The organism is Streptomyces sp. NPDC096339 (assembly GCF_044762985.1).
GTDB lineage: Bacteria > Actinomycetota > Actinomycetes > Streptomycetales > Streptomycetaceae > Streptomyces.
The window spans coordinates 11,761-36,572 of sequence record NZ_JBIWFI010000007.1; the positions used below are offsets into that span (position 1 = coordinate 11,761).

Annotated in this window: 25 protein-coding genes; 15 read left to right on the plus strand and 10 right to left on the minus strand. The window is 71.6% G+C overall.

The annotated features are described in order from the left end of the window. The first annotated feature begins 96 nt into the window (after positions 1-96). From ACIQ5Y_RS12535 to ACIQ5Y_RS12545, 3 genes are all read left to right on the plus strand, one after another. On the plus strand, positions 97-1,251 hold the full coding sequence (locus ACIQ5Y_RS12535; protein WP_403878843.1) for a PP2C family protein-serine/threonine phosphatase: 1,155 nt from the start codon (positions 97-99) through the stop codon (positions 1,249-1,251). 19 nt (positions 1,252-1,270) lie between these two features. After that, a complete protein-coding gene (locus ACIQ5Y_RS12540) occupies positions 1,271-1,642 on the plus strand; it encodes a VOC family protein (protein WP_403878846.1) in 372 nt (123 codons plus the stop codon). Positions 1,643-3,086: 1,444 nt separating this feature from the next. Then, positions 3,087-4,466 carry an aspartate aminotransferase family protein gene (locus tag ACIQ5Y_RS12545; protein ID WP_403878848.1) on the plus strand — a complete coding sequence of 460 codons (1,380 nt, stop codon included), beginning with the start codon at positions 3,087-3,089 and terminating at the stop codon, positions 4,464-4,466. A gap of 262 nt (positions 4,467-4,728) precedes the next feature. Here the strand turns inward: ACIQ5Y_RS12545 and ACIQ5Y_RS12550 are convergent, their stop codons facing one another. The 3 genes from ACIQ5Y_RS12550 to ACIQ5Y_RS12560 form a co-directional block, all read right to left on the minus strand. Continuing rightward, positions 4,729-5,487 carry a DUF6928 family protein gene (locus tag ACIQ5Y_RS12550; RefSeq protein WP_403878851.1) on the minus strand — a complete coding sequence of 253 codons (759 nt, stop codon included), beginning with the start codon at positions 5,485-5,487 and terminating at the stop codon, positions 4,729-4,731. A gap of 393 nt (positions 5,488-5,880) precedes the next feature. Further along, positions 5,881-6,396: a DinB family protein gene (locus ACIQ5Y_RS12555; protein ID WP_403878854.1), complete on the minus strand. Its 516-nt coding sequence runs from the start codon at positions 6,394-6,396 to the stop codon at positions 5,881-5,883. Between the two features lie 360 nt (positions 6,397-6,756). Further along, positions 6,757-7,125, minus strand: coding sequence for a hypothetical protein (locus tag ACIQ5Y_RS12560; protein ID WP_403878857.1), 369 nt, complete (start codon positions 7,123-7,125; stop codon positions 6,757-6,759). A 405-nt stretch (positions 7,126-7,530) separates the two neighbouring features. On the opposite strand from ACIQ5Y_RS12560, the gene ACIQ5Y_RS12565 reads away from it, so the two are divergent. The 3 genes from ACIQ5Y_RS12565 (at position 7,531) to ACIQ5Y_RS12575 (ending at position 10,675) form a co-directional block, all read left to right on the plus strand. After that, a complete protein-coding gene (locus tag ACIQ5Y_RS12565; protein ID WP_403878860.1) occupies positions 7,531-9,033 on the plus strand; it encodes a cellulose binding domain-containing protein in 1,503 nt (500 codons plus the stop codon). 329 nt (positions 9,034-9,362) lie between these two features. Continuing rightward, on the plus strand, positions 9,363-9,776 hold the full coding sequence (locus ACIQ5Y_RS12570) for an ATP-binding protein (RefSeq protein ID WP_403878863.1): 414 nt from the start codon (positions 9,363-9,365) through the stop codon (positions 9,774-9,776). A gap of 134 nt (positions 9,777-9,910) precedes the next feature. Continuing rightward, positions 9,911-10,675 (plus strand): carbonic anhydrase, encoded by a 765-nt coding sequence (locus ACIQ5Y_RS12575; protein WP_403878866.1) that lies wholly within the window; start codon positions 9,911-9,913, stop codon positions 10,673-10,675. Between the two features lie 65 nt (positions 10,676-10,740). Here ACIQ5Y_RS12575 and ACIQ5Y_RS12580 read toward each other — a convergent pair whose 3' ends face one another. Then, positions 10,741-10,980: a chaplin gene (locus ACIQ5Y_RS12580; protein ID WP_403878869.1), complete on the minus strand. Its 240-nt coding sequence runs from the start codon at positions 10,978-10,980 to the stop codon at positions 10,741-10,743. Between the two features lie 183 nt (positions 10,981-11,163). Between ACIQ5Y_RS12580 and ACIQ5Y_RS12585 the strand changes: the two genes are divergently transcribed. After that, positions 11,164-11,514 (plus strand): ArsR/SmtB family transcription factor, encoded by a 351-nt coding sequence (locus ACIQ5Y_RS12585; protein WP_376658645.1) that lies wholly within the window; start codon positions 11,164-11,166, stop codon positions 11,512-11,514. Positions 11,515-11,643: 129 nt separating this feature from the next. Then, complete coding sequence (locus ACIQ5Y_RS12590) at positions 11,644-12,891, plus strand: MFS transporter (protein ID WP_403878873.1); 1,248 nt, start codon at positions 11,644-11,646, stop codon at positions 12,889-12,891. A 4-nt stretch (positions 12,892-12,895) separates the two neighbouring features. On the opposite strand, the gene ACIQ5Y_RS12595 is transcribed toward ACIQ5Y_RS12590, so the two are convergent. Next, positions 12,896-13,555 carry a DUF1326 domain-containing protein gene (locus ACIQ5Y_RS12595; RefSeq protein WP_403878876.1) on the minus strand — a complete coding sequence of 220 codons (660 nt, stop codon included), beginning with the start codon at positions 13,553-13,555 and terminating at the stop codon, positions 12,896-12,898. A gap of 129 nt (positions 13,556-13,684) precedes the next feature. Here ACIQ5Y_RS12595 and ACIQ5Y_RS12600 point away from each other — a divergent pair, with 129 nt between their 5' ends. The 7 genes from ACIQ5Y_RS12600 (at position 13,685) to ACIQ5Y_RS12630 (ending at position 19,570) form a co-directional block, all read left to right on the plus strand. Beyond that, positions 13,685-14,524, plus strand: coding sequence for a DUF2182 domain-containing protein (locus ACIQ5Y_RS12600; protein ID WP_403878879.1), 840 nt, complete (start codon positions 13,685-13,687; stop codon positions 14,522-14,524). A 13-nt stretch (positions 14,525-14,537) separates the two neighbouring features. Beyond that, the gene (locus ACIQ5Y_RS12605) at positions 14,538-14,738 is read left to right on the plus strand and encodes a DUF5988 family protein (RefSeq protein WP_403878882.1); all 201 of its coding nucleotides are present in this window, start codon (positions 14,538-14,540) and stop codon (positions 14,736-14,738) included. Between the two features lie 53 nt (positions 14,739-14,791). Next, a complete protein-coding gene (locus ACIQ5Y_RS12610) occupies positions 14,792-15,172 on the plus strand; it encodes a hypothetical protein (protein WP_403878885.1) in 381 nt (126 codons plus the stop codon). A 51-nt stretch (positions 15,173-15,223) separates the two neighbouring features. Further along, positions 15,224-16,390 (plus strand): PLP-dependent cysteine synthase family protein, encoded by a 1,167-nt coding sequence (locus ACIQ5Y_RS12615; protein ID WP_403878888.1) that lies wholly within the window; start codon positions 15,224-15,226, stop codon positions 16,388-16,390. After that, complete coding sequence (locus ACIQ5Y_RS12620; protein ID WP_403878891.1) at positions 16,390-17,700, plus strand: MFS transporter; 1,311 nt, start codon at positions 16,390-16,392, stop codon at positions 17,698-17,700. The genes ACIQ5Y_RS12615 and ACIQ5Y_RS12620 overlap by 1 nt, the downstream gene beginning before the upstream one ends. Before the next feature lie 215 nt (positions 17,701-17,915). After that, entirely contained in the window at positions 17,916-19,106 is a 1,191-nt protein-coding gene (locus ACIQ5Y_RS12625; protein WP_403878893.1) for an MFS transporter, read from the plus strand. Positions 19,107-19,228: 122 nt separating this feature from the next. Next, complete coding sequence (locus tag ACIQ5Y_RS12630) at positions 19,229-19,570, plus strand: DUF3040 domain-containing protein (protein ID WP_403878896.1); 342 nt, start codon at positions 19,229-19,231, stop codon at positions 19,568-19,570. A 28-nt stretch (positions 19,571-19,598) separates the two neighbouring features. Here the strand turns inward: ACIQ5Y_RS12630 and ACIQ5Y_RS12635 are convergent, their stop codons facing one another. The 5 genes from ACIQ5Y_RS12635 to ACIQ5Y_RS12655 form a co-directional block, all read right to left on the minus strand. Next, positions 19,599-19,901 (minus strand): putative quinol monooxygenase, encoded by a 303-nt coding sequence (locus ACIQ5Y_RS12635; RefSeq protein ID WP_403878899.1) that lies wholly within the window; start codon positions 19,899-19,901, stop codon positions 19,599-19,601. Between the two features lie 89 nt (positions 19,902-19,990). Then, entirely contained in the window at positions 19,991-20,860 is an 870-nt protein-coding gene (locus tag ACIQ5Y_RS12640; RefSeq protein ID WP_403878902.1) for a geranyl diphosphate 2-C-methyltransferase, read from the minus strand. 17 nt (positions 20,861-20,877) lie between these two features. Continuing rightward, positions 20,878-22,203 (minus strand): family 2 encapsulin nanocompartment cargo protein terpene cyclase, encoded by a 1,326-nt coding sequence (locus ACIQ5Y_RS12645; RefSeq protein WP_403878905.1) that lies wholly within the window; start codon positions 22,201-22,203, stop codon positions 20,878-20,880. 159 nt (positions 22,204-22,362) lie between these two features. After that, on the minus strand, positions 22,363-23,775 hold the full coding sequence (locus ACIQ5Y_RS12650) for a family 2B encapsulin nanocompartment shell protein (RefSeq protein WP_403878908.1): 1,413 nt from the start codon (positions 23,773-23,775) through the stop codon (positions 22,363-22,365). A 371-nt stretch (positions 23,776-24,146) separates the two neighbouring features. Next, on the minus strand, positions 24,147-24,785 hold the full coding sequence (locus ACIQ5Y_RS12655) for a nucleoside/nucleotide kinase family protein (protein ID WP_403878911.1): 639 nt from the start codon (positions 24,783-24,785) through the stop codon (positions 24,147-24,149). Between the last annotated feature and the right edge of the window lie 27 nt (positions 24,786-24,812).

Here is a 24,812-nt window from a genome sequence, read left to right on the forward strand (position 1 = left end):
CCGGGCGCGCCGTCCGGGATCCCGCGGGGCGACAAGGGGCGGTCCCGACGGCCTCGCGTGGCGGATCCGCGGGGCCCGGCGGTGTATGCAGGTGGGATGGATCTTCGACCGCCGGGCACGCCTCGGCAACGGTCCGAGCGCGTGCGCCACGCACAGCTCGCGGTTCCGTTCGCGCTGATCGCCGCCGTGACCGTGGTCGACATCCTGGCTCCGCCCGATGTCCACCTCGGTCCGTTCCTGGTCGCCGCCCCCGCGCTGACGGCGTCGTTCCGCGGCCCGCGGATAACGGCGTTCGTCGGCCTGCTCGCCGTGATCGCGCAGGTGGTGGTCTCGGCGGTGCGCACCACCCTCACCGACCTGAACCACACCTTCCAGACCATCGCCCTGATCATGATCTCGGTGTTCGTGACCCTCTTCGCCTACCTGCGCGAGGAGCACGAGAAGGAACTGATGCAGCTGCGCTCGGTGGCCGAGACCGCCCAGCAGGTGGTCCTGCGGCCGCTGCGCGACCGGATCGGTCCGCTCCGCGTCGCCTCCGTCTACCTGGCCGCCGCCGCGGAGGCCCGGATCGGCGGCGACCTGTACGCCGCCGCCCGCACGGCCACGAGCACGCGGCTGATCATCGGAGACGTGCGCGGCAAGGGCCTGGACGCGGTCGGGGAGGCCGCACTGGTCCTCGGCGCCTTCCGGGCGGCCGCGCACCAGGAGGCCGATCTGCGGCGGCTCGTGGACTACCTGGAAGGGGCGGTCGCCCCGGACCTGTACGACAGCACGGCCCTGGACGACGAGGACGAGGGCGCGGGTCCGAGGGCCGGCGAGGACGAGGGCTTCACCACGGCGGCCGTCCTGGACATCCCGGACGACGAGCCGGTACTGCACCTCGTCAGCTGCGGCCATCCGCCGCCGCTGCTCCTGCTGCGCGAGGGCCGGGCCGTTCCCCTCGAAGTGGCCCGGCCCTCCCCGCCCCTGGGCCTCGCCGGGCTCGTGGACGGCCCGGTCGCCGCGCAGACCTTCGCCTTCGAGGCCGGTGACGTCCTGCTCCTGTACACGGACGGCGTGCTGGAGGCGCGCGACCGGGCCGGGGACTTCTACCCCCTCACCGAGCGCGTGGCCGGCTGGAGCGGCCTCCCGCCCCAGGCCGTCCTGGACCACCTCTGCGCCGACCTGCTGGCCCACGTGGTCGGCAGCACCCTCGGCGACGACGCCGCGATGGTGGCGATCGAGCGGCTCGACCGGCCCCGGCGTCCGTAGCGTTTGCCAGAATCGGATCATGCTGAGCATCGGAACGATCGTCATGGGTGCCCAAGACGTGCGGCGCGCCGTGGAATTCTGGGGCCGGGCGCTGGGGTACGTACCGCGCGACGGCGAGGTGGACGAGCGCTGGACCGTCCTGGTCCCCGCCGACGGGGGCGGGCCGGACCTGGCGCTCGGGCGGAGCGTGACGCCCGTACAGGAGCGGCCGCGCGTCCACCTCGACCTGTACGCGGCGGACGCGGCGGAGCAAGCGGCCGAGGTGAAGCGGCTGGTGGAGCTGGGGGCCTCGCACGTGGACTGGGACTCCTACCCGGAGGACCCCGACTTCGTGGTGCTCGCCGACCCCGAGGGGAACCGGTTCTGCGTCATCGACGCCACGCACGGCTGAGCGGGCTCCCGGGCCAGGCCGGACGGTCGCCCGGAGTCCGGAGTCCGGAGATCAGCTCCTTGCAGCCGGCGCCGGTCCCTTGACGGTCGGATCCGTACGGGGGTCGGGCCCCTCGGCGACCAGGTCCGCGACCGGTCCGGCGGCGGGCGGCGCGCCGCGGAGCCTCAACCGGAATCCGGAGCCGTCCGCGGAGGGGGCCTGCGGTCCGGGCCCGGCCGTGCATTCGAGGCGGGGGAACCATCGGCCCTCGCGCGCGAGCGCCTCGCAGGCGGCCGCCAGGAACGCGGAGGGTACCGCGCGCCGATGCCGTGGCGGGTGGCGCACGAGTCGGTGAACCGCTCCGCGTGCAGGCGCAGACCCCGTACCCGGCCCCCGTCCACGAGCCACGAGTCGGCGACGCGCAGCACCCGGCGTCCGTGGCCGAGGTCCTCCGGTGCCGGCACCGGTCGCCGTTCGTACGGGAAGCAGGCCGGCGGGGTCGGATCCGGTCGCGGGCCGGCCGCGGAGTCGGACGCCTCCGCCAGGCGCCGCCGGCCACCAGCGCGAACTCCTAGTCGATCAGCGGAGCCGACGCGATCCCCCGGCCGGCGGGACCTCGGCGTGGAGATGACCAGATCGTGTTCGCCCGCTCCGAGGCCCGCGAGCAGGTCTTCCGCCAGGCCGAGCCCAACCCTCGACCAGAGCCCGTCGCGCAGCGGGTCCGCCGGCGCCGGGAGAACCCGCGCCGAGATGATCCCCGCGGGCCCCGCGAGGCGCGGCGGACGGTCACCGATTCCCTCGGACCGAAGGCTGCGGTCGATTACCGCTTTCAGGCCGTCGAGGGGCCTGGACGCCTGCTGGACGAGATCGCGGGCGACATCGGTCGGGACCACTCCTTGTGGTGTCCGCAGGAATGGCGACTGCCCCAGGATTCTTCTCCGGATTCCGTACGTGCCCGGTCACGGCGGGCCGGAAGATTCCCCATTCATGGGCCGCCTTGGTGAAGGATCCCGCACGGTAAACGGCCGGCCAGGTACGCAAGAACGTCAGGTCCACCGGCAGCATCAGCGTGTGACGGCTGCACGCAAGGCAGTTCTAAAGGCCCGCCAGCATGTCGAGATCCGCACCCACCGGCAACCCAAACAACGAAATCCCTAGGTAACACAGGGTCAACTCAACGGAATCCCTTGACGGTTACCAAGTGGCCGGGCATGATCCTTCTCATGGCCGACCCGCACGGACCGGCCGCCTCCACCGGGCACGGCGACCGACGGGCCGTCGAGCAGCTGCCCGGAGGAGAAAGCCGTCGGCCGTTCTCAGGATTCACCGCGGGCCGACGAGGAACGCTTGTCGACCGACCGGTCCGTTCAAAGAAGACGACGCACGATTTTCGGTGCGCATACCGCGCATACACCGCGGGCTACTCCCCTGAAGCCCCGGACCAAGACCTACTGCCGAGGTATCGATGACTGCGGACTATTCAAAGACCGCCTACGACCATCTGTGGATGCATTTCACCCGGATGTCCACGTACGAGAACAGCCCCGTACCGACCATCGTGCGCGGTGAAGGCACGTACATCTACGACAGCAACGGCAAGAAGTACCTGGACGGGCTCGCGGGCCTGTTCACCGTCCAGGCAGGCCACGGCCGCGAGGAACTGGCCGAGGCCGCCGCCAAGCAGGCCCGGGAGCTGGCCTTCTTCCCGGTGTGGAGCTACGCCCACCCGAAGGCCGTCGAGCTGGCCGAGCGCCTCGCGCACTACGCACCGGGCGACCTGAACAAGGTGTTCTTCTCGACCGGCGGCGGCGAGGCCGTCGAGACCGCCTGGAAGCTGGCCAAGCAGTACTTCAAGCTGACCGGCAAGCCGACCAAGCACAAGGTCATATCCCGGGCGATCGCCTACCACGGCACCCCGCAGGGCGCCCTGTCGATCACCGGCCTGCCGAACTACCGGATTCCGTTCGAGCCGCTGGTTCCGGGCACGTTCAAGGCCCCCAACACCAACATCTACCGCGCCCCGTCCTTCCTGGCGGACGCGAACGGCCGGGTGGACCCCGAGGTGTTCGGCCGCTGGGCCGCGGACGAGATCGAGACCGCGATCCTCAACGAGGGCGCCGACACCGTCGCCGCCGTGTTCGTCGAGCCGGTGCAGAACGCGGGCGGCTGCTTCACCCCGCCGCCCGGCTACTTCCAGCGGGTCCGGGAGATCTGCGACCGCCACGACGTGCTGCTGGTCTCCGACGAGGTCATCTGCTCATTCGGCCGTCTCGGCACCATGTTCGGCGCCGACAAGTTCGGCTACGTCCCCGACATGATCACCTGCGCCAAGGGCATGTCCTCCGGCTACTCCCCCATCGGTGCGACGATCATCTCCGACCGGATCGCGGAGCCGTTCTACAAGGGCGAGGCCGTCTTCCCGCACGGCTACACCTTCGGCGGCCACCCGGTCTCGGCGGCGGTCGCGCTGACCAACCTCGACATCTTCGAGCGCGAGGGCCTCAACCAGCACGTCCTGGACAACGAGGCGAACTTCCGCAAGACGCTGGAGAAGCTGCACGACCTGCCGATCGTCGGCGACGTCCGCGGCAACGGGTACTTCTTCGGTGTCGAGCTCGTGACGGACAAGGCGAGCAAGACCACGTTCACCGACGAGCAGTGCGAGCGCGTGCTCTACGGGTACCTGTCCAAGGCGCTCTACGAGAACGGGCTTTACTGCCGGGCGGACGACCGCGGCGACCCGGTCGTCCAGTTCTCGCCGCCGCTGATCGCGGACCAGGGAACCTTCGACGAGATCGAGCAGATCATGCGCCACTGCCTCACCGAGGCGTGGAGCAAGATCTGACCGGTCCGGGCGGACCCCGGTGCGCTCCGGGCCGTCGAGTCCCCACGGGCGCACCGGCCGGGGCCAAGTTGGGCCGGTCGCCGTACCCCTGTCGTCACTGATGACGAATGCCTGAGGCGACCGCACCACCGGAAATGGGCGGGCGGGGAGCAGTTGATGCCGCGATGTGGCGCCGGCCGGTGTGGTCGCGTTGCTCGGTACCGGTCTCGCTGTGGATGAAGAGCGCGTCGTTCAGACGTCCACCAGGAAACTCCCGCGGGTGTCAGGGGCTGTCCCGCTCGACCAGCAAGCCGTCAGGGCCCATTGTGTAGATCCGTGGCGGCCCCATCGCTTCGATGGCCCTCCGTCGTGCCGCTTCCTTTTCGGCGGGGTGGGGATCCTGAGGGTCCCGTACACGGAAGCCGTGGAGTTCGATGTTGTCCGCGTCAACGTCGTCGGGTTCTGGATACCCCTCCTGAATGAAGCCGCAGAGCGCGCGCAGGGCGTCTTCGCCGAGCTCCAGAGGGTGGAAGGGCAAGGCGTACGGTTCCTCTTCCTCACCCGGCCAAGGAATGACGTCCGCCGGACGGTCCCCAGCCCAGTAGGGAAGTTCAAAGGGGAGCGGTTCCCCGATGTTCTCCATGATCCCGCTGTCCGGCGACAGACTCAGGGACCGGATGAGCTGTCCGTCCTCCCATACGGCGAATGCCAGCCAGTCGACGACACTGTGCATGGCGTGCAGGACCAACCGTCGGCCGGCACTCGCCGCCACAAGGTGCTCGGGAAGCCGTGACGGCAAATCGATCATCACGCGCCGATCGCAGACGATCTCCACACCCGACCAGCTAGCCGCATAGGTCGTTCCGTCGGGGGGATGGACACCGTCCCCCAGGACCGAACGCTCACCCTCTTCGATCTCACAGCCCGGATACAGGCGGCGCATCATGAGGGACGTCGGCTCCAAGTCCGCCGCACCCACCTGGCGCAGCAGGCCCGGCACATCGCCGTCGGCATACACGAGCAGACCGGTCTTGGCTCCCAAGGTTCCTCCCCAAAGCGCAACGCTCAGTCGTGGCTGCACCGTATCCCCCGGCTCTGACAGCAACAGATCAGCGGTCAGTCGCGCCCTTCCCGTGCCCGTTCGGCCGGGAGCAGCGGAGAACAATGGTCGCCGGCAGACAAGCTCAAGGCTGATCAGGGGGATTGCTCGGCCTTCGCCACACGATGGAGGTCTTCGCTGCTGACAGGCTCCGCGTAATCGAGCATGTACTCAAGCAGCCCCCTGCGGGGTGAGCCGCTCTCAAGCTCCTCGACCTCGACGTAGGTGACACCGTCTCTGGTGAACACTCCCGTCACACGGAAGTCGAAGTTGTGCTGTGGGTAACCCGGGTAGCGCCGGGCCCAGACAGAACCGATCCGTGGTTGGCCGAAGGGGCTAGACACCGGTCCGTCCGTCGACGAGCTCTCGCACGATGTCGAGATGCCCGTTGTGTCGGGAGACCTCTTCGATGAGGTGGAGGATCACCCAGCGGAGGTCCACGTGGCGGCCGTCGCTGATAGGACGCTTGGCCCTTGAGTCCAGACCGTGGTCGGATAGCAGGCGACGGTAGCGGTCGCTCTGCTCGTCGTATTCGCCGAGCAGCTGGGGCAATGGGATGTCGACCGCTGTCCGCATCTCGGGGTCGGGGTCGTCGTCGCTCGCCTGCGTGAGCGGACCTGCGGGTTCCTCCCCCAGGAACATCACTTGGACCCAGTGGTACTCGACCCACCGTAGATGGCTGATCAGCCCGCACAGGGTCATCAGCGGTGAGTTCGGAAGCGGGGCTCTGCGGGCGTCTTCCGCGGACACGCCCTCGCACTTGGCTCGCGCCGTGTCACGGGCGTAGTCCAGGAAGGTGATCAGCTGCGTGCGCTCGTCCCAGGTGGGAGGCGTATCGGTTCGTTGCGTCATCGCGGGGAGTTTCTCGCAGGTCGGAGAGGCAGTCGAATGATTTATGAACGGGACCCGTGGAGTACTGCCTCGTCCACCTTGGGTACGGCGACCGCGGCAGGATCCGCCGGACAGCCCCCGGGCCAGGTGGTCGTTCATTCGCTGCCGGTCTTGCCGGTTGCTCGGCAACTGCTCGTACCATGCGACTCCGCGCACGTTGCATGCGATGCACAGCAGTCCTCGAACGCACTCGCCGCATGTCCATCCCCGGGGAGCGCAGCGGTTGTGGTCGTGGTCGATGTGCCGGTACGAGCGGCCTTCGCTCCCCCTCAGGCCGTATGTGGAGTCATGTGCGGGGCTACGCAGCGTGGCTCATGTCGGCTACGCGGCCCGAGGGGTGGCCGGAGGCAGGAGCGGCTCGTGACGGTGCCGGATGAGGTAGCGGTAGCGGTCCTCGCGGCGCAGCTCGGCTGAGCCCCATTCGATCCGCATCACGCCCCGTTCCATGGAGCAGGCATACGCCACGGTGATCAGGCGGAGGTCGGGTGGCAGGAGGGCCACATCCGGGTGCACGTGTTCTTCATCGAGCTCGTCCATGCCGAGGTCGAATGCCTGCTGCATCGGTTCCGGGCCATGGCGGCGGATCAGGTCGGCCCGGAAGCCGACGGCCTTCCGCAGTCGTGCCTCGGTGACCGGCACGTCTTTCTTGGCATAGCGGATCGGGTAGATCGCGTTGCTGCCGATGAGCATCACAGTGCGGCCCTGTAGTCGACGCGAGGTCACACCTTCGAACCGTGCCGGCCTTGGACACCGACAGCGCCGGGTGGTTGCGGGGAAGCGTCGCAGCTTGGGCCGGATGGGTGATGGGGTGAGGGTCGGGCAGCAACGGATCGCGGCGAGGGGTCGGGGAGCCGAACGGGGAGCCACACACGCCAACACCCGGTGGACCCAGGAGGACTTCCACGGGCGCGGCGCAGCCGCTCCGCCGCTCTCCCCGTGCCGTCCGGCATGCGCCACCTGAGCCCCTCCCTATGCCTGCCTTAAGCGGAACCTAAGCCTCGAAGGCGCCGCCCCCAAACGAACGAATGTCCGTTTCGGGGCGGCTAGCGTGCTGCCGCATCCCCAACTCCCCGGTAACACGAAGGCAGGCACGCGATGGGCAGCACAATCGGGCACCGGCGCAGGACGAGTCGTACGGCGAGGATCACGGGAGCCGTGCTCACGGCGGCGGTGATCGGCGGCGCGGCGTTCGCGTTCACCGGAACCGCGCAGGCCAGTTCCGTCGGCGCCGTGTACACGAAGTCCAGCTCGTGGAGCGGCGGTTACACCGGCCAGTACGTCATCACCAACAACACCGGTCAGACGCAGACGGATTGGACGCTCCAGTTCGACCTGCCGGCCGGCACGAAGATCGACTCCCTCTGGAACGGCACCCACACGGTCGAGGGACGGCGCGTCACCGTGAAGCCCGCGAGCTGGAACCGGGAACTGGCGGCGGGCGCCTCGGTCACCGTCGGCTTCGTCGCGAGCGGCGGCGCCGGCGCCCCGGGCGACCCGACCCGCTGCCTGATCAACGGCCTGAAGTGCTCGGTGGACCAGGGCGCGACGGCCCAGCCCAGCGGACGCCCCACCGCCCGCCCCACCGCCACCTCGGCACCCACCGCGCCCGCGCCGACCACGTCCTCCGCGCCGACGAAGACCGCGGCCCCCTCCCCCACGGCGCCCACCACCCCTCCGCCCACCACCGGCGGCGGAGCCCCCGGAACCGGAGCACGCTTCGCCCCGTACGTGGATACCTCGCTCTACCCCTCGTACGACCTCCTTGACACGGCGGCGAAAACGGGCGTGAAGGAGTTCCACCTCGCCTTCATCACCTCCGGCGGCGGCTGCGCACCGCTGTGGGGCGGGGTCACCGACCTCGCGAGCGACCGGGTGGCCTCCCAGATCGGCGCGCTGCGCGCGAAGGGCGGCGACGTACGGGTCTCCTTCGGCGGGGCCGCCGGGCACGAACTGGCCCTGAACTGCGGCACCGTGGACGAACTGGCCGCCGCGTACGGGAAGGTCGTCGACCAGTACCGGCTCACGAAGGTCGACTTCGACATCGAGGGCGCGGCCCTGCCGGACACGGCGGCCAACGCCCGCCGCGCCCAGGCCATCGCCCGCCTGCAGAAGTCCCACCCGGGCCTGGACGTGGCATTCACCCTCCCGGTGATGCCCGAGGGCCTGACCCAGCCGGGTGTGGCGCTGCTGGCCGACGCGAAGAAGAACGGTGTACGCGTCGACGCCGTGAACATCATGGCGATGGACTACGGGCCGGCGTACGGCGGCGACATGGGCCAGTACGCCATCCAGGCCGCGACCGCGACGCAGGCGCAGCTCAAGGGCGTCCTCGGTCTGTCGGAGGCGGCCGCGTGGAAGGCCGTGGCCGTCACCCCGATGATCGGGGTGAACGACGTCGCGAGCGAGGTCTTCACCGTCGCGGACGCGACGCAGCTGGTGGACTTCGCCGCGTCGAAGGGCATCGGCCGCCTGGCCATGTGGTCCGCGACCCGCGACAAGCAGTGCGCGTCGGGCGCGGTGTCGTACGCGGACGCCACGTGCAGCTCGATCCTCCAGCAGCCCCTGGCCTTCACGAAGGCCTTCGCGGCCCTCAAGTAGCCCCCACGGGCACGGAACCGCCACCCCGCCACCGGCCGAACCGGGCCCTTGACCTCCCGGTTCGGCCGTCCGCCGCGGCCGGACGGCGACGCTCGCCGTCTCTCGTTGGGGCAGGGTGAACCGGCCGGCGGCGAGCCCGGAGCCCCGCAGCACCGTGAGATCGGGCGAACGCCCGGGTCACGCCCTGTGGAGGAGCTGCCGAATCGGCCGAGCGGGCGGGTGCGGGTCGGCCGAAATGCCGATGGGCGGCAGGGGTGGGGGGTGGGAAGCTGATCCAGGGGGCCGGTTTCCGATTTCAACCGATTCCTCGCCGGACAGGAGCTGCACCCGTGCTCGTCCTCGACTCCTCCCGTGCGGACACCGCACGAGCCCGCCGCGCCGCCGCCCTGTACCTGCGGGCCAGGTGCCCGTGGGTCGATGCCGACGACGTGCTGCTCGTCGTCAGCGAGCTGCTCGGGAACGCGGTGCGGCACACCGACGACGGCCGGTGGCGGCTGCGGATGAGCTGCCCGTCCGGTTCACTCGTCGTCGAGGTGTACGACCACAGCAGCGCCCGCCCCGTTCCGCGGGCGGGAGACCCCGACAACGGCGGCGGCTTCGGGTGGGGCATCGCCGAGCAGCTGACCACCTCGCTGACCGTGCGGCCCCATGGCGTCGGCAAGTCCGTGCAGGCGGTCTGGTGCGCCGCGGCAGCGGAGGTGGGCGGCGAACCGGTGCGGTCAACGCCCCTTCTCGCGGCATGACTTGGCGGTCCCGCGCCGCCGCCGGGACCACATGCTGAGAGGATCCCGACCTCATCCGGCCCACAGCGAACGGTTTGCGCCATTGTGGCCGGTAGATCAACTGAACTCGGTAAAAAGCGGGTTACGGTCCCGCCATGTCTTCGAACATACGACCTGTCGCCACGCCCGCCCCCGCCTCCGCCCCCAGCCGCCGCACCCTGCTGCGCACCGCCATGGCGGGCACGGCGGTCGCCGGTGCGGGCCTGGCCTTCGGTACGGCTTCCCCCGCCTCCGCCGCCTCCGCCGCCTCGCGGGAGGCCGAGAGCACCGAGCGGATCACCACCCCCGCGCAGGCGCTGCGCCGGCTCGCGGCGGGCAACGAGCGGTGGCGCACGCTGCGCCAGGAACACCCGCACGAGTCCGCGTACTTGCGGCGCCGGCTCGTCGACGGCCAGCAGCCGTTCGCGATCGTGCTCGGCTGCGTCGATTCCCGGGTGCCGCCGGAGCTGGTCTTCGACCAGGGGCTGGGCGACCTGCTGACCGTGCGGTCGGCGGGCGAGGTACTGGACGAAGCGGTGCTCGGGAGCATCGCGTACGGCGTCCTGGAACTGCACATACCCCTGATCATGGTCCTGGCCCACCAGTCCTGCGGGGCCGTCGCCGCGGCCGTCCACGCCGACGAGACGGGCGAGCGGCTCCCGGCGCACATCCAGTACCTGGCCGATCAGATACGGCCGTCCATCGACCACAGCCAGACCGGGGCCGCGCGCATCGACGCCACGATCAACGCGAACGTACGGAACGTGCGCAACAAGCTGGCGGCCGAGCCCGACATCGCCGCGAAGGTGGCCTCGGGCCAACTCGCCGTGGTCGCCGCCCGCTACGACCTGCGCGACCAGCGCGTCCGCACCCTCTCCTGATCAACGCGTGCGGCTCGCCCCGGCCATGGCGCGGGCCGGGGCGAGCCGAGTGGTGACGGTGGGCGTCAGACGTTGACGCAGGTGTTGGCCGCGGCCGGGTTGAGCAGGCCGATCACGTTGACGGTGTTGCCGCAGATGTTGATCGGCGCGTGGATCGGGACCTGGATCAGGTTGCCCGACAGGACGCCCGGCGAGCCCACCGCATAGCCCTCGGCGTGGGAGTCGGCCGAGGCCACGGACGCACTGCCGATGACCACGAGACCGGCCGCCAGGGCAAGACCCGCGCTCTTCCACATACGCAACATGTGACATCTCCTCGCAACGACACAGCGGAGCCGGAGCACCGCACGGCCCCGAGCGGGGCCGACCTCCGTTCCTTCGGCAGCCGACGGCCGCGAGCCCCGGCCCGGGCCGCCCGGTTCCCTCGAAGAGGTGGCCGGCCCGCCTCCGTTCGGAGGCATCGGCGCCCGCGCCCGTACGATGTGCGCATGAGTGAGGGCATGCACCTGGCAGGTGCGCGGGATGCGCAGCGGCAGGGTGCCCGGCTGGAGACCGCCGCGTCGGTGCTGGCCCTGCTCTCCGACCGCACCCGGCTGGCGCTGCTCGACGAGCTCGGCAGGGGGGAGGCGGACGTCACCACCCTCACCGAGGCGTGCGGCGCGGCCCGGCCCTCCGTCAGCCAGCACCTCGCGAAGCTCCGACTCGCCGGCCTGGTCACCGCCCGCAAGGACGGGCGGCGCGTCGTGTACGCCCTGCGCCACGGGCATCTGCGGCGGCTGGTGGACGAGGCGCTGAACGTGGCGGACCACCAGCTCGACTCCCTGCCCCCGCACGACTGAGGGCGACTGAGGGTCCGCCGTCCGGGGCCGGCCCGCGGAGAGCCTCCGCCAATACGTGCATAGGTACGCACATGTTGGCTATGATGGGCTCCCCTCCCAGCGACCCGCCGACCGGGAACGGGGCCGCCGATGCTCTCCGTATGGCGCAACCGCACCTACCGCCGCCTGTTCACCGCCCACGCCGTCGCCCTCATCGGCACCGGGCTCGCGACGGTCGCGCTGAGCCTGCTCGCCCACGACCTGGCCGGGGACCGGGCCTCCGCCGTGCTCGGGACCGCGCTGGCGATCAAGATGATCGCCTACGTCGCCATCGCCCCCGTGGCCTGCGCCGTCGCGTGCCGCATCCCGCGCCGGACCCTGCTGGTGGCGACGGACCTGCTCCGCGCCGCGGTCGCGCTGGCCCTGCCGTTCGTGACCGAGATCTGGCAGGTGTACGTCCTGATCTTCGTCCTCCAGTCGGCGTCCGCGGCCTTCACTCCCGCCTTCCAGGCCACCGTCCCCGCCCTCTTCCCCGCCGAGCGCGACTACACCCAAGCCCTGTCGATGATCCGGCTCGCCTACGACCTGGAGAGCCTGTTCAGCCCTGCCCTCGCCGCGGCCCTGCTCACCCTGGTCTCCTACGACTGGCTGTTCGCGGGGACGGTGCTGGGCTTCCTCGCCTCCGCCGCCCTGATCCTGTCCGCCGCCGTTCCCGGTCCCGACCCGGACGACGGCCCGGCCCGGCCGGCAGCCGGATTCCGCGACGGGGCCTCGTACGGCGTCCGCCTGTTCCTGGCCGTCCCCCGGCTGCGGGCCCTGCTCGCCCTGGACCTCGCGGTCGCCGCCGCCGGGGCGATCGTCTTCGTGGACACCGTCGTCCTGGTCCGCGACCACCTCGGCCGGCCGGCGAGCGCCGTCTCCCTGGCCCTGGGCGCGTACGGGGCCGGCTCCATGGTCACGGCGCTGCTCCTGCCCCGCCTCCTGCGCCGCTTCGACGACCGCGCCGTGATGCTCCCGGCCGCCTTCGCCCTCCCCCTGGTACTGGCCGGGGTCGTCGCGCTCACCGCCGTCGCACCCGGCTCCTGGTCCTGGCCCGCGCTACTGGCCGCCTGGGCCGCCGTGGGCGCCGCCTGCTCGGCCGTCCTGACCCCGGGCGGGCGCGTGATCCGCGACTGCACCCCGGACGCCGACCTGCCGGCCGCGTTCGCCGCCCAGTTCTCGCTGTCCCACGGCTGCTGGCTGCTCACCTACCCGCTCGCCGGATGGCTCGCCGCGGGCGCCGGACTCCCCGTCACGGCGGCCGTGCTCGGCGCGGTCTCCCTGGGCGCGGCCACCACCGCACTCCTCATCCGGCCGGCCTCGTCGCCCCTGCCGGCACCGGTGCGGCAGACCGCCTGAACGGTCAGGCGTCGGGGCCGCTCCAGTCGAAGGGGATGTGCTTGCTCGACCGGCCCTCACGGTTCCACTGGAAACCGAAGGCGTCGGCCCGGTCCGCCGTCGCCCGGCCCCAGGTGACGACCTGGCCCGGCCCGGTCTCGGAACCCGGCGCGTTCACCGTCTGGACGCGTGCGCCCTCCGGCGTCGTCGGCCCGGTCAGCGCCACCGCCCCGGCCTCCACCCGGCCCGGGATCGAGGCCCGCCAGCCTCCGAGGTCCGCGTCGACCTCGATCTCGATCGGGGCGAAGTCCATGCCCCGCATCTCGGGTCCGAGCGTGCCCACCAGCTGCGCGGGCCAGCCGCCGGCCTGGCCACCGAAGATCATCTGAAGGGCCGTGCGCTGCGCGTCGTCCGCGCGCTCGTCGAAGAAGACCGCCGCGTACGCGTCGGAGTGCTCACCCCACAGGTTGCCCGTGAAGGAGCCGAGCAGCAGCACGTTGAGCCCGTCGAGCGGCACGTCGCCGTACCTTCCCTCGTTGACGCGCCAGGCGAGCACGCCGTCGCACGCGTCGAAGGTGGGCGGCTGCGCGAAGTTGCAGGGGCAGGGGATGTTGCACCTGCACGTATCGAACCAGTCCCCCGCGACGTGCCATCTCGGAACGGTCGCCGTGGTCGTCTCGGACATGATCCCGCCTCCTCGGGAGGTCCCCCGCACCATTCTCCGCCTCCCGGGGCGGGCGGACCAGGCCGGGCGGGCACCGGCCGCCGTTCTGTGCTGTGCTGGAGGTGTCCTCGCGGGTTCGGGAGGAGTGCCATGCCGCACGTCCGACTGGCGCCGCCGGCCCCCACCGGGCCCGGCGTCCTGCTGCCGAAGCGCGAGCTGGCGGTCGCCTGGATCCTGCTGACCCTGCTCGCCGCACTGGCCTGGGCTCTGACGGTCGCGCAGTCCCGCGAGATGGGTGCGGGCACCGGCACGATGGGCATGGAACTGCCGCCGTTCCTCCTGCTGTGGGTCGTCATGATGGCGGCGATGATGCTGCCCTCGGTGGCACCCGTAGCCCTGACCTGGGTCGCGGCCATCGGCCGTACGTCCGCGGGCCCGGTGCGGGCCCTGCGGACCGCCGGGTTCCTCGTCGGCTACCTGCTCGCGTGGACCGCGTTCGGGCTGGTCGCCTACGGGCTGCTCGCGATGACCGACCGGCTGCTCGACGCCCACCCGGGGGCGGGCCGCTGGATCGGCGCGGGCGCCTTCCTGCTGGCGGCGGTCCAGCAGTTCGGGCCGCTGAAGTCGGTCTGCCTGCGGCACTGCCGCAGCCCCATGTTCCAGCTGCTGCGGTACGCGCGTTTCCGGCCCTGGGCCAAGGACCTGCGCGTGGGCGCGCACCACGGGACGTACTGCGTCGGCTGCTGCTGGGGGCTGATGATCGTCCTGATTCCGCTCGGGGTGATGAACGTGGCCGCCATGGCCGGGCTGGCCGCCGTGATCTTCCTGGAGAAGCTGTGGCGACAGGGCCCGTGGCTCGCCTATGCGGTCGGCGTCGTCTTCCTGGTCCTGGCGGTACTCGCACCGTTCCAGGGCTGGGTGCTCCCGGGCCTCCAGACGTCGGATCCGTCGATGGACATGGACCGGATGCCGGTATGGACACACGGGTGAGAGGAGTGGCGAGATGCCGAACAAGGCAGTGCTGGAGGGTGGACCGGAGGACCTGCCCGAGCGGAGCGTCCCCGTCCCCACCCCCGGCGAAGACCTGAAGATCCCGCACCGCGGCGGCTACGAACACTTCCGCAGCACGTCCCGGACCCAGGACGGCCCCGAGGGCCGGCAACCCGTCTACGAGTGGTGGGAGCGTACGGAAATCGCCGAATGATGTTGACCGATTTGCAGACGGTCATCACGCGAGGAAAACGCTAAGATCACGGCATGGTCACAGCCCGCACCCGCCCCGGCACGTCTTGGGTGCGCGGTGTGCTGCTGGCCGTCCTCACCGCGTTGCTGTTCGCGGCGTTCCACTGCTCCACCTATCCGCACGGCGACGGTGCCGGGCACAACGCCTACACCGCCTCCGCCGGGCACGAGGAGCCCGCCCACACCGAGCACGGTTCGACCTGCGCCGCGCCCGCGCTGACCCCGCAGGCCCAGGCCGGCGCCCAGGGCACGGTGGCCGCGGACCTCGCGCTGCCCGTCGCCGGTGCCGTACCGGCCACGACGACCGGCCCTGCCGCGGCGCCCCGCGCCGAACTCTCTCCGATAGACCGATCCGGCCGCTCCACGCTGACCGGCGTGTGTCGATGGCGCGTATAGGCCGCTCCCGATGAGCGAGCACCTGACGCATCTTCGATTGAGAGCGGAAAAATGCATACATCGATCACCGACCTGTCGCCCGTGACGCCCCCTGCCCGCACGGCCCTGTCCGGGCTCGTCGGCAACACCCCCCTGCTCCACGTCTCGGAGCCCCTCGCCCCGGCGGGGCGCGGCTTCTGGGCGAAGCTGGAGGGATTCAATCCCGGCGGCATCAAGGACCGCCCCGGCCTGCACATGGTCGAACGCGCCCGCGCCCGAGGGGACCTGGCACCGGGAGCCCGGATCATCGAGTCCACGAGCGGCACCCTCGGCCTGGGCCTCGCACTGGCCGGCATGGTCTACGGGCACCCGGTCACCCTGGTCACCGACCCGGGGCTGGAGTCGTCGATGACCCGGCTGCTGACCGCGTACGGGGCCCAGGTCAACGTCGTGTCCGAACCGCACCCCGCCGGCGGCTGGCAGCAGGCCCGGCGCGACCGGGTCACCCGGCTGCTGGAGCGGTATCCCGGGTCGTGGTGCCCGGACCAGTACAACAACCCCGACAACACCACCGCGTACACCCCGCTGGCCCTGGAACTGGCCACCGGGATGGGCCACATCGACGTCCTGGTGTGCAGCGTCGGCACCGGCGGACACTCCGCGGGCGTCTCCCGGGTCCTGCGCCGGCTCTACCCCGGCCTGACGCTCGTGGGCGTGGACACCGTGGGGTCCACCATCTTCGGCCAGCCCGCCCGGACCCGGCTGATGCGCGGCCTCGGGTCGAGCATCTACCCCCGCAACGTCGCCTACGAGCAGTTCTCCGAGGTGCACTGGGTGGCCCCGGCGGAGGCCGTGTGGGCCTGCCGCCGGCTGGCGGCGTCCCACTACGCCACGGGCGGCTGGAGCGTCGGCGCGGTCGCGCTCGTGGCCGGCTGGCTCGCCCGCACCCTGCCCGCGGACACCCGGATCGCCGCGGTCTTCCCAGACGGGCCGCAGCGCTACCTGAGCACGGTGTACGACGACGACTACTGCGCGGCCCACGGGCTGCTCGACGGGCCCCCGGCCGCCGAACCGGACACGATCGGGCGGCTGGACGAGAAGGAGGTCACGCGCTGGACCCGGTGCGGCGCCGTGGTCGACCCGCTCACCCTCGGCCCTGAGGCGGACGGCACGGACGACACGGACCGCACCGACGACGCGGACGGCTCCGAGCCGTACCGCGCGGAGGAACCGGCCTGATGACGGGCACGATCGCGCAGGTCCGTTCCTACGGGCGCAGCGTCCAACTGCTGATGGTCAACCAGTTCACCATCAACCTCGGCTTCTACATGCTCATGCCCTACCTGGCGGCGCACCTCGCGGGCCCGCTGGGGCTCGCGGGCTGGACCGTCGGGCTGATCCTCGGAGTGCGCAACTTCAGCCAGCAGGGCATGTTCCTGATCGGCGGGACCCTCGCCGACCGGTTCGGCTACAAGCCGATGATCATCACCGGGCTGGCGCTGCGCACCGCCGGCTTCGCCACCCTCGGGCTGGTCGACTCCGTGCCCGCCCTGATCGGCGCCTCCGCCGCGACGGGACTGGCCGGGGCACTGTTCAACCCGGCCACCCGCGCCTACCTGGCCGTGGACGCGGGCGAGCGCCGGGTGGAGGCCTTCGCCCTGTTCAACGTCTTCTACCAGGCGGGCATCCTGCTGGGGCCGCTGGTGGGCATGGTGCTGACGGGGGTCGACTTCCGCGTCACCTGCCTGGTCGCCGCGGGGATCTTCGCCCTGCTGGGCCTCGTGCAGATCCGGGCCCTGCCCGCGCGCAGGGGGGACGGCGCCGAAGTGTCGCCGCAGGGCGGCGGACGGCGCGAGAGCGTGCTCCGGCAGTGGCGCGGCATCATCTCCAACCGCCCGTTCCTGCTCTTCTCCCTGGCCATGATCGGCTCGTACGTCCTGACCTTCCAGGTCTACCTGGCCCTGCCGCTGGAGGTCCGGCGCCTGGGCGGCGGGGGCACGGGCGGCACGGCGGCGGTGGCGGTGCTGTTCGCCGTCTCCGGGCTGAGCACGATCCTGTTCCAGACCCGAGTGACCGCCTGGTGCAAGGCCCGTATGGAGCCGGGCCGTGCGCTGGTGCTGGGGCTGCTGACCATGGCCGTCGCCTTCCTGCCCCTGCCGGCCGCGACGGCACTGCCGGTGCCCGAGGGCGGGGCGGGGCGGTGGCTGTTGGCCTCGGTGCCCCCGGCGCTGGCCGCCCTGCTGCTGGCGCTGGGCACGATGATCGCGTACCCCTTCGAGATGGACACCATCGTCCGGCTCTCGGGCGACCGTCTGGTGGCGACGCACTACGGTCTCTACAACACCGTCTGCGGCGTCGGCATCGCCGTCGGCAATCTGCTCACGGGCGCGGCGCTGGACGCGGCACGGGCCGCCGGTGTGTCCGCACTGCCGTGGCTCGCGCTCTCCGGCGTGGGCCTGGGGTGCGCCGCCGCCCTGTACGGGTTGCACCGCACGGGCCGCCTCGCGGCGCCCGTCGCCGCCGCGCGCGCGGAAGGGGTGACCGTCTGACCTGAGCGTGCGTCAGCCCTGCCGCCCCGGCGTGGGGGCCCGGTCGCCGAGATCGGGGCCCGGCCCGGGACGGCGGGGCGGCGGGCCGGCGCCGTCCGGTTCCATGACGACGATCTCGTCGCGGCCGACCCGCAGGCCGGCGGGGCGGGAACTCGGCGGCGCGCCGGAGTCGCCCCGTCCGGAACCGGGCGGTGCGCGGGGTTACCGTCTGCGCCATGGACGGTGATCGCCGAGGCTGGCGGCAGTGCGTGCTCATGGGGGCGGTGTTCGCCGTGTGCATGGCGGGCACCACGCTACCGACCCCCTTGTACGGCCTCTACCAGGAGAAGTTCGGGTTCTCCGAGCTGACGGTGACCGTGGTGTACGCCGTGTACGCCTTCGGGGTCATCGGGGCGCTGCTGCTGGCGGGCAACGCCTCGGACACCGTGGGCCGGCGGCCGGTGCTGCTGGCGGGCCTGGGCTTCGCGGCGGCGAGCGCGGTCTGCTTCCTCTGCGCGACCGGGGTCGGCTGGCTGTACACGGGCCGGCTGCTCTCGGGACTGTCCGCCGGCCTCTTCACCGGCGCCGCGACGGCGTACGTGATGGAGCTGGCCCCGGAACACGGCGCCTCCCGGGCCACGTTCGTGGCGACGGCCGCCAACATGGGCGGGCTGGGGTGTGGCCCGCTGCTCGCGGGGGTGCTCTCGCAGTACGCCCCGTGGCCCCTCTACCTGCCGTTCGTCGTGCACCTGGCGCTCGTGGCCTGCTCCACGGCCGTCCTGCTGCTGCTCCCGGAAACGGTGCGGGACCGCCGGCCGTGGAGCGCCGTACGCCCTCAGCGGCCCGGCCTGCCCTCGCGGGTGCGGGCCGTGTTCGCACCCGCCGCGATCGCCTCGTTCGCCGGCTTCGCCCTGTTCGGGGTGTTCACCTCGGTCAGCCCCGCGTTCCTCGCGGAGTCCCTGGACGTGCACAACCGCGCCGTGACCGGGCTCGTCGTCGCACTCGCCTTCTTCTCCTCGACCGCCGGGCAGCTCGCCGTCGGCCGGGTCGGGGTGGGGCGGTCCCTGCCCCTGGGCTGCGTCGGGCTCTTCACCGGGCTGGCCCTGCTGGCGGGCGCCCTGCGATGGGACCTGCTCGCGCTGGTGGTACTGAGCGCGGTGGTGGGCGGGGTCGGGCAGGGCCTGGCGTTCCGCGGGGCGCTCGCCGCGGTGGCCGCGGCCTCTCCCGCGGACCGGCGCGCCGCCGTGATCTCCACCCTGTTCGTGGTGGCGTACGCGGGCATCTCCGTACCGGTGATCGGTGTGGGGCTGCTGGTCGAGCCGATCGGGCTGGAGGGCGCGGGGCTGGTGTTCATCGCCTGTATGGCGGCCCTGGTGACCACCGCGTTCGGCTACCTGTTGCGGCATCCGGTCAGGGCGGACGCGTGACGCCGTGGCGCCCCGATCGGCGCGTTTGCCCGGCCCTCGCCCCTGGGTTGCCGATGACACGTGTAAGCGGTCCACAATGGGGTACTCGCAGAGCAGGCAGCACCGAGTCTCGGGAGGTGGCCATGGACGGCCCCGAGCTCTCCCGGCAGGAGCGGATGATCCTCGACGACATGGAGGCCCGGCTTCGGACGGATCCGGTCCTCGACCGCAGACTGCGCACGCTGCGCCGCGGCATCAGGCCATGGACGGGTTCCTTGAGCGACGGGCTCGCGCTGTGCGCGTGCCTCCTCTCGATGGCCTCCGTGGCGGCGTTCCTCAGGGCCGTGACCTCGACCTCGCCGGCCGGGATCGTGACCTTCGCCGTCCTGTGGGTGCCCACCGCGGCCTGCCTGCTCGGACTGCTGTGCCGCTGGGGCCGCACCACGATGGCGGGACGTGCCGGCCGCAAGAAGGACCGGGGCTGACGGGCCCGGCCGGGCCCGCCTTCCCGGATCAGGCCAGCGGGTCCGCGGCCAGCGCGATGACCTCGGCGGGGCCGGCGCGGAACGCCGGGCTCGCGGCGTCGGCTTCGACCATGTGCGGGGTGACGTCGTGCGCGGCCAGCGCCTCCTGCGAAGCCCACCGCTCGATGAGGACGAAGCGCTCGGGCTCGCCGCTGACCTGGTGCATGTCGTACTGCAGGCATCCCTCTTCGGCCCGCACGAGCGGGGCCAGGCGCTCGAACGCGGCGATCTGTTCCCGGCCCCGGCCCGGAAGGGTCGTGATGAGGATGACGAGTTTCACTGGCTGCGACATGCGCCGCATCCTAGCCGGCGCTCCTCCGCACATGATCAAGGGGGCCGGGTCCGTCGGCTGACGGACCCGGCCCCCGACGGTGCCCGGTATCAGACGCGGTCGGCCGCGATCAGGACGTACTGGAAGGAGCCGTCCTTGTAGGAGTTGATGAAGGCCTCTTCGATGCCGGTGACCAGGGAGGACGTGGCCCGGAGCTCCCAGTAGGGCAGGGTCTCGGGGGTCAGGTCGATGACGGCCTGCGGTACGAGGCGGTTGTCGGCCATGGCGCGCAGGTACTCGCGGCGGGAGTGGATGTTGCACTCGAAGTGCGCGTTGATCTGGGAGACCCACTTCGAGGGCTGGCCGTAACGCGGGTTCCAGCAGCCGGTGATGGTCACGTAGCGGCCGCCGACCGCGAGGACGCGGGAGTGCTCGGCCATGAGGTCGTGCAGGTCGACGTACATGCTCGACTCGTTGTTCCAGGAACCGGCGGCCTGCCCCGTCTCGAAGGGCATGTCGAGCATGTTGCAGACCCGGGAGTGAACCGATTCCTCGATACCCAGTTCGCGTGCCCGGTTGTTGCCGAAGTCCGCCTGCTTGGCGGAGAGCGTCACGCCCTCGACCTTGCAGCCGAAGCGCTGGTGGGCCATGACCATCGAGCCGCCGCGGCCGCAGCCGGCGTCCACGAGCGTGTCGTCCCGCCCGATGGCCCCGAGGTTGTCCAGCAGGACCCCGGCCTGAGCCGACTCCAGCCGGTGCAGCTCGGCGATCAGCTTCTTCTCGTATGCGCTGTCCGCGGTGTCCCCGAGGGCCGCGTGGTCGACGTCACCGATGCCGTAGTGGTGGTGGTACAGGCCGTCGACGTCGCCCAGGCGCAGGTTGACGGGCCTGGCCTCCTCGTTCCAGTAGCGGGCGATGTCGCCCTGGTACGGCGTCGCCGGTGCGGGGATGAAGGTGCTGTTGCTGACGGTGCTGGTCATTGAATAGGTCCCCTCGTTTACCAAAAATCGGGCAGGGTGTAGCGATAGGTGTTGGACGCGTGCCAGTAGTGGTTGCCGTCGACCCATGCGGCGACGCCCTTGAGGAACCGGGCCACGCGCGGGTCGGGGCAGGCCACGGCGAGCGCGGCGGCCGCGTCCTCGAACTCGTGCATGAGGTCGTTGTGGACCTCGATCGCCTTCAGATAGGCCTCCTTGTCGGACAGGCCCTCCTTCTCGGCGATCACCACGGGCAGGTTCAGGTGCCTGCCGGGGCTCTTGAGCTCTTTCATGTACGAGTAGAGGTCGTTGGAGATGGTGGTGGCGTTGCCCGCGAGGGCGATGACCCTCTGCATGGCGGGCACGGCGTGCAGGTCCGCCGGCAGTTCGTAGCCGCCGACGGTGTCCGTGATCGTGGGGCAGGGACGGAAGTTGTTGAACTGGCGCATCGCCAGGTACTCCCACACCTCCGGGAGGTACTCCGTCTCGTCCCAGGCCGCCTCGGCGAGGTATCCCATGTGCAGCCGGGCCATGTCGTGGCGGAACCGATCGGCCTGCGCCGGGGTGGCCACCTGGACGAAGTAGTCCATGGCGGAGCGGTAGGAGCGGCGCGCGGCGTCCGAGGAGAGCGACTCCTCCCACGCCGGCTGGTACTCCCCCGTCGTGTGCACCGGGTCGAGGGCGGTGTGCGCGAGGAGCAGCCTGCCGCCGACGTCGGCGGGTGTGGCCCCGTCCTCGCAGTAGGCGTCGTCGACTACGTTCTCGGCGACCATCAGCCGGGCGGCGACCATCAGGTGGTCGACGGTGGGCGCGTCCGGATGGCAGGCGACCATGTAGCGGCTCACCGAGAAGCCGTCGAACTGGTCCTCCCATTCCGGGGGGAACGCCTGGACCTCGTCCACCGCCCACCGCTTGATCCGGCGGCTGACCTCCTCCACCCGGGCGGGGTCGGGCTCCGGTACCGGGTGGTGGTAGAGGCCCGGGATCGGCCTGCTGCCCGCCGCGGGTTCCGGCCGCGCCTCCGCATCCGGTGCCCCCGGTGCCGGTGGCTCCGGCCGCCGGGCCAGGCTCAGCCCCGCCGTACCGAGGCCACCGGGGCCGCGCAGGATCCGCTCCATGGCCGGGCTCGGCCCCCCGTCGGGGACGGGGACGCCGACGGGGACCTCCTGCGCGCCCGGAGCGCGGCCGAAGGGCAGGGTCGGCGGGGACGGCAGGGCGGCAGCAGCGCCTGCGGGCTCCGCCGAGCCTCGGCCGTGGGCCAGGGCCTCGGCCAGGACGTGGGCCCCGAAGCGGGCCGCGGCGGCGGGCAGGCTGGACTGCAAGGGGGAAAGCCCGGGATCGGGCATCCGTGGCTCCTTGGTGAAGTGGAAGGGCTGTCCCGGATCCCGGGCATGCTCGGCGGCGGGCCCGGGAAGTCCCGGGCCGCCGTGGCCGTGGTGACGGCCGTCGAGTCCGTTGGGTGGTGGTCTCCAGGGCCTGTCCGACCCTGATCCGCCGGACGGGCGCTAATCGCGCCTGCGGGCGATCTGTACGTTCTCCAGCACGCCGAGCGCGTCGGGCACCAGGATCGCGGCGGAGTAGTAGGTGGTGACCAGGTACGAGATGATCGCCTGCTCGTTGATGCCCATGAAGCGCACCGACAGGCCCGGCTCGTACTCCTCCGGCAGACCGGTCTGGCGCAGACCGATGACGCCCTGGTTGTCCTCGCCCGTTCGCATGGCGATGATCGAGCTGGTGTTCTCCCTGCTGATCGGGATCTTGTTGCAGGGCAGGATCGGGACCCCTCGCCAGGCCGGGACCGACTGCCCGCCGACGTCGACGTGGTCCGGGTAGAGCCCGCGGGCGTTGAGCTCGCGCCCGATCGCCGCGATCGTCTTGGGGTGGGCCAGGAAGAGCTTGGTGCCGCGGCGCCGGCAGAGCAGCTCGTCGAGGTCGTCGGGGGTGGGCGGGCCCGAGTGGGTCTGGATCCGCTGCTTGAAGTCGGCGTTGTGGAGCAGGCCGAACTCCCTGTTGTTGACGAGTTCGTGCTCCTGGCGCTCCCGCAGGGCCTCGATGGTCAGCCGGAGCTGCTCCTCGGTCTGGTTCATCGGCCCGTTGTAGAGGTCCGCGACCCTGGTGTGGACCCGCAGCACGGTCTGCGCGATGGAGAGTTCGTACTCGCGCGGCTTGAGTTCGTAGTCGACGAAGGCGCCGGGGAGTTCGGCCTCGCCCGTGTGGCCGGCCGACATGGCGATCTCGGCCTCGCCGTGCTTGTTCTGCCGCTGCTGGGGCAGCGAGCTGAACTGGTGGATGTGGGTCCGGAGGCTCGGCGCCGCGGAGAGCACGGAGGCGAAGTCGGCGCGGGACAGGGTGAGCAGGGTGCCGGGGGTCTCGGCCGTGGCCGTGTAGTCCCACCCGGCGTCGCCGTCCAGCAGCGCGTTCTCGCCGAACCGGTCGCCGTCGGCGAGTACGGCGACGGACACCTCGTCGCCGTACTTGCCGACGGTCGTCTGGCTGATCCGGCCGTGGGCGATCAGGTGGATGTGCTCGGCGGGGGCGCCGCGCTGGACCAGCACCTCACCGGCCCGGAATTCGCGCTGGACGCACCGGCCGGCGAGCTCGGTCAGCACGTCCACGTCGTCGAAACCGCGCAGCAGGGCGAGTTCGCCGAGCTCCCGGGGGATCACGCGGACGTTGGCGCCGTCCTGGACGAAGTCGATGCGCCCGTCGCCGACGGTGTAGCTGAGCCGGCGGTTCACCCGGTAGGCGCCGCCCTTGGTTTCCACCCAGGGGAGCATCTTCAGCAGCCAGCGGGAGGTGATCTCCTGCATCTGCGGGGCGGACTTGGTCGTGGTGGCAAGGTTGCGGGCGGCTGCCGTGCTCAGGCTGGACTGGGGGTGTTGCTCCAGCTGCGCTTCCGGGCTGGCGTCAACGGTCATCGGACGAGCACTCCTTCTCAAGGGCGGCGATCGGCGCATGGCACGTCACCGGTGAAAGAGGAAAAAGGGGGGCGAATATCTGGGAATCCGTCCAGATCCGTGGGAACACTAGCGGCACGCGCAGCCGGATGACCTTGAAGAGCCGTCTGCATTACTTCGATGCAGTGATCTCGTCCGGCGCGGGGTTTGACGTGGCGATCGACGGCATTCGGACACGGACGAGAGCCCGTGCGCACCCGGACCGGCGTGGAGGTCCGCCCGGTCGGGCGCCGACCTGTGGGTTCGGGTGAACGCGCCGCCGGGCCTTCGGCTCACCGGGAGCCGGATCCCGCCAAGTGGGCCGGGGACAAGGGTGGTGGCGGTCGTCGGGGTCAGCCGGGGTCGACGACGAGGTCGGCGCGGTGGCGGCCCGGGGCGACGAGACGGGCGTTCGGCTCGTCCGAGCGGGTCACCCACGCGCGCGCGTACTCCCGGTCCTTGCCGTGGCGCACGTGCCGGTCGACCAGGCGCCGCACCCGCAGCTCCTCCGCCGGGGCGAGGTACCAGGCCTCGTCGAGCAGCGGCCGGACCGAAGCCCACTCCCCCTCGTCGTGCAGCAGGTAATTCCCCTCCGTGATCACCAGTGGTACGCCCGGATCGACGCGGATGCTGCCCGCGACCGGCTCCTCGATGGAGCGGTCGAAGGCGGGTGCGTAGACCGTGGCCGCGTCCGATCCGCGCAGACGGCGCAGCAGGGCCACGTATCCGGCGGCGTCGAAGGTGTCCGGGGCGCCCTTGCGGTCCGCCCGCCCCAGCCGGGCCAGTTCGGCCTGGGCGAGGTGGAACCCGTCCATCGGGACCACCACGGCCGTGTCCGGCCCGAGCGCCTCGGCGAGCCGGGCCGCCAGGGTCGACTTCCCGGCCCCCGGCGGCCCGGCGATGCCCAGGATCCGCCGGCTGCCCCGGCTGCTCCCGCCGCCCCGGGCGGCCAGCGTGGCCGCCCTCGCCACCAGTTCGCTCGTCGTCCGCACCCGCACATCCTGTCGCACCCGGCCCCT

Coding starts and splice junctions, on each gene's coding strand:
- ACIQ5Y_RS12630 (WP_403878896.1), top strand. CDS start 19,229: ATGGACGGCCCCGAGCTCTCCCGGCAGGAGCGGATGATCCTCGACGAC.
- ACIQ5Y_RS12640 (WP_403878902.1), bottom strand. CDS start 20,860: ATGACCAGCACCGTCAGCAACAGCACCTTCATCCCCGCACCGGCGACG.
- ACIQ5Y_RS12585 (WP_376658645.1), top strand. CDS start 11,164: ATGAGTGAGGGCATGCACCTGGCAGGTGCGCGGGATGCGCAGCGGCAG.
- ACIQ5Y_RS12605 (WP_403878882.1), top strand. CDS start 14,538: ATGCCGAACAAGGCAGTGCTGGAGGGTGGACCGGAGGACCTGCCCGAG.
- ACIQ5Y_RS12540 (WP_403878846.1), top strand. CDS start 1,271: ATGCTGAGCATCGGAACGATCGTCATGGGTGCCCAAGACGTGCGGCGC.
- ACIQ5Y_RS12600 (WP_403878879.1), top strand. CDS start 13,685: ATGCCGCACGTCCGACTGGCGCCGCCGGCCCCCACCGGGCCCGGCGTC.
- ACIQ5Y_RS12635 (WP_403878899.1), bottom strand. CDS start 19,901: ATGTCGCAGCCAGTGAAACTCGTCATCCTCATCACGACCCTTCCGGGC.
- ACIQ5Y_RS12615 (WP_403878888.1), top strand. CDS start 15,224: ATGCATACATCGATCACCGACCTGTCGCCCGTGACGCCCCCTGCCCGC.
- ACIQ5Y_RS12650 (WP_403878908.1), bottom strand. CDS start 23,775: ATGACCGTTGACGCCAGCCCGGAAGCGCAGCTGGAGCAACACCCCCAG.
- ACIQ5Y_RS12565 (WP_403878860.1), top strand. CDS start 7,531: ATGGGCAGCACAATCGGGCACCGGCGCAGGACGAGTCGTACGGCGAGG.
- ACIQ5Y_RS12575 (WP_403878866.1), top strand. CDS start 9,911: ATGTCTTCGAACATACGACCTGTCGCCACGCCCGCCCCCGCCTCCGCC.
- ACIQ5Y_RS12590 (WP_403878873.1), top strand. CDS start 11,644: ATGCTCTCCGTATGGCGCAACCGCACCTACCGCCGCCTGTTCACCGCC.
- ACIQ5Y_RS12580 (WP_403878869.1), bottom strand. CDS start 10,980: ATGTTGCGTATGTGGAAGAGCGCGGGTCTTGCCCTGGCGGCCGGTCTC.
- ACIQ5Y_RS12595 (WP_403878876.1), bottom strand. CDS start 13,555: ATGTCCGAGACGACCACGGCGACCGTTCCGAGATGGCACGTCGCGGGG.
- ACIQ5Y_RS12560 (WP_403878857.1), bottom strand. CDS start 7,125: ATGCTCATCGGCAGCAACGCGATCTACCCGATCCGCTATGCCAAGAAA.
- ACIQ5Y_RS12645 (WP_403878905.1), bottom strand. CDS start 22,203: ATGCCCGATCCCGGGCTTTCCCCCTTGCAGTCCAGCCTGCCCGCCGCC.
- ACIQ5Y_RS12555 (WP_403878854.1), bottom strand. CDS start 6,396: ATGACGCAACGAACCGATACGCCTCCCACCTGGGACGAGCGCACGCAG.
- ACIQ5Y_RS12545 (WP_403878848.1), top strand. CDS start 3,087: ATGACTGCGGACTATTCAAAGACCGCCTACGACCATCTGTGGATGCAT.
- ACIQ5Y_RS12625 (WP_403878893.1), top strand. CDS start 17,916: ATGGACGGTGATCGCCGAGGCTGGCGGCAGTGCGTGCTCATGGGGGCG.
- ACIQ5Y_RS12610 (WP_403878885.1), top strand. CDS start 14,792: ATGGTCACAGCCCGCACCCGCCCCGGCACGTCTTGGGTGCGCGGTGTG.
- ACIQ5Y_RS12620 (WP_403878891.1), top strand. CDS start 16,390: ATGACGGGCACGATCGCGCAGGTCCGTTCCTACGGGCGCAGCGTCCAA.
- ACIQ5Y_RS12535 (WP_403878843.1), top strand. CDS start 97: ATGGATCTTCGACCGCCGGGCACGCCTCGGCAACGGTCCGAGCGCGTG.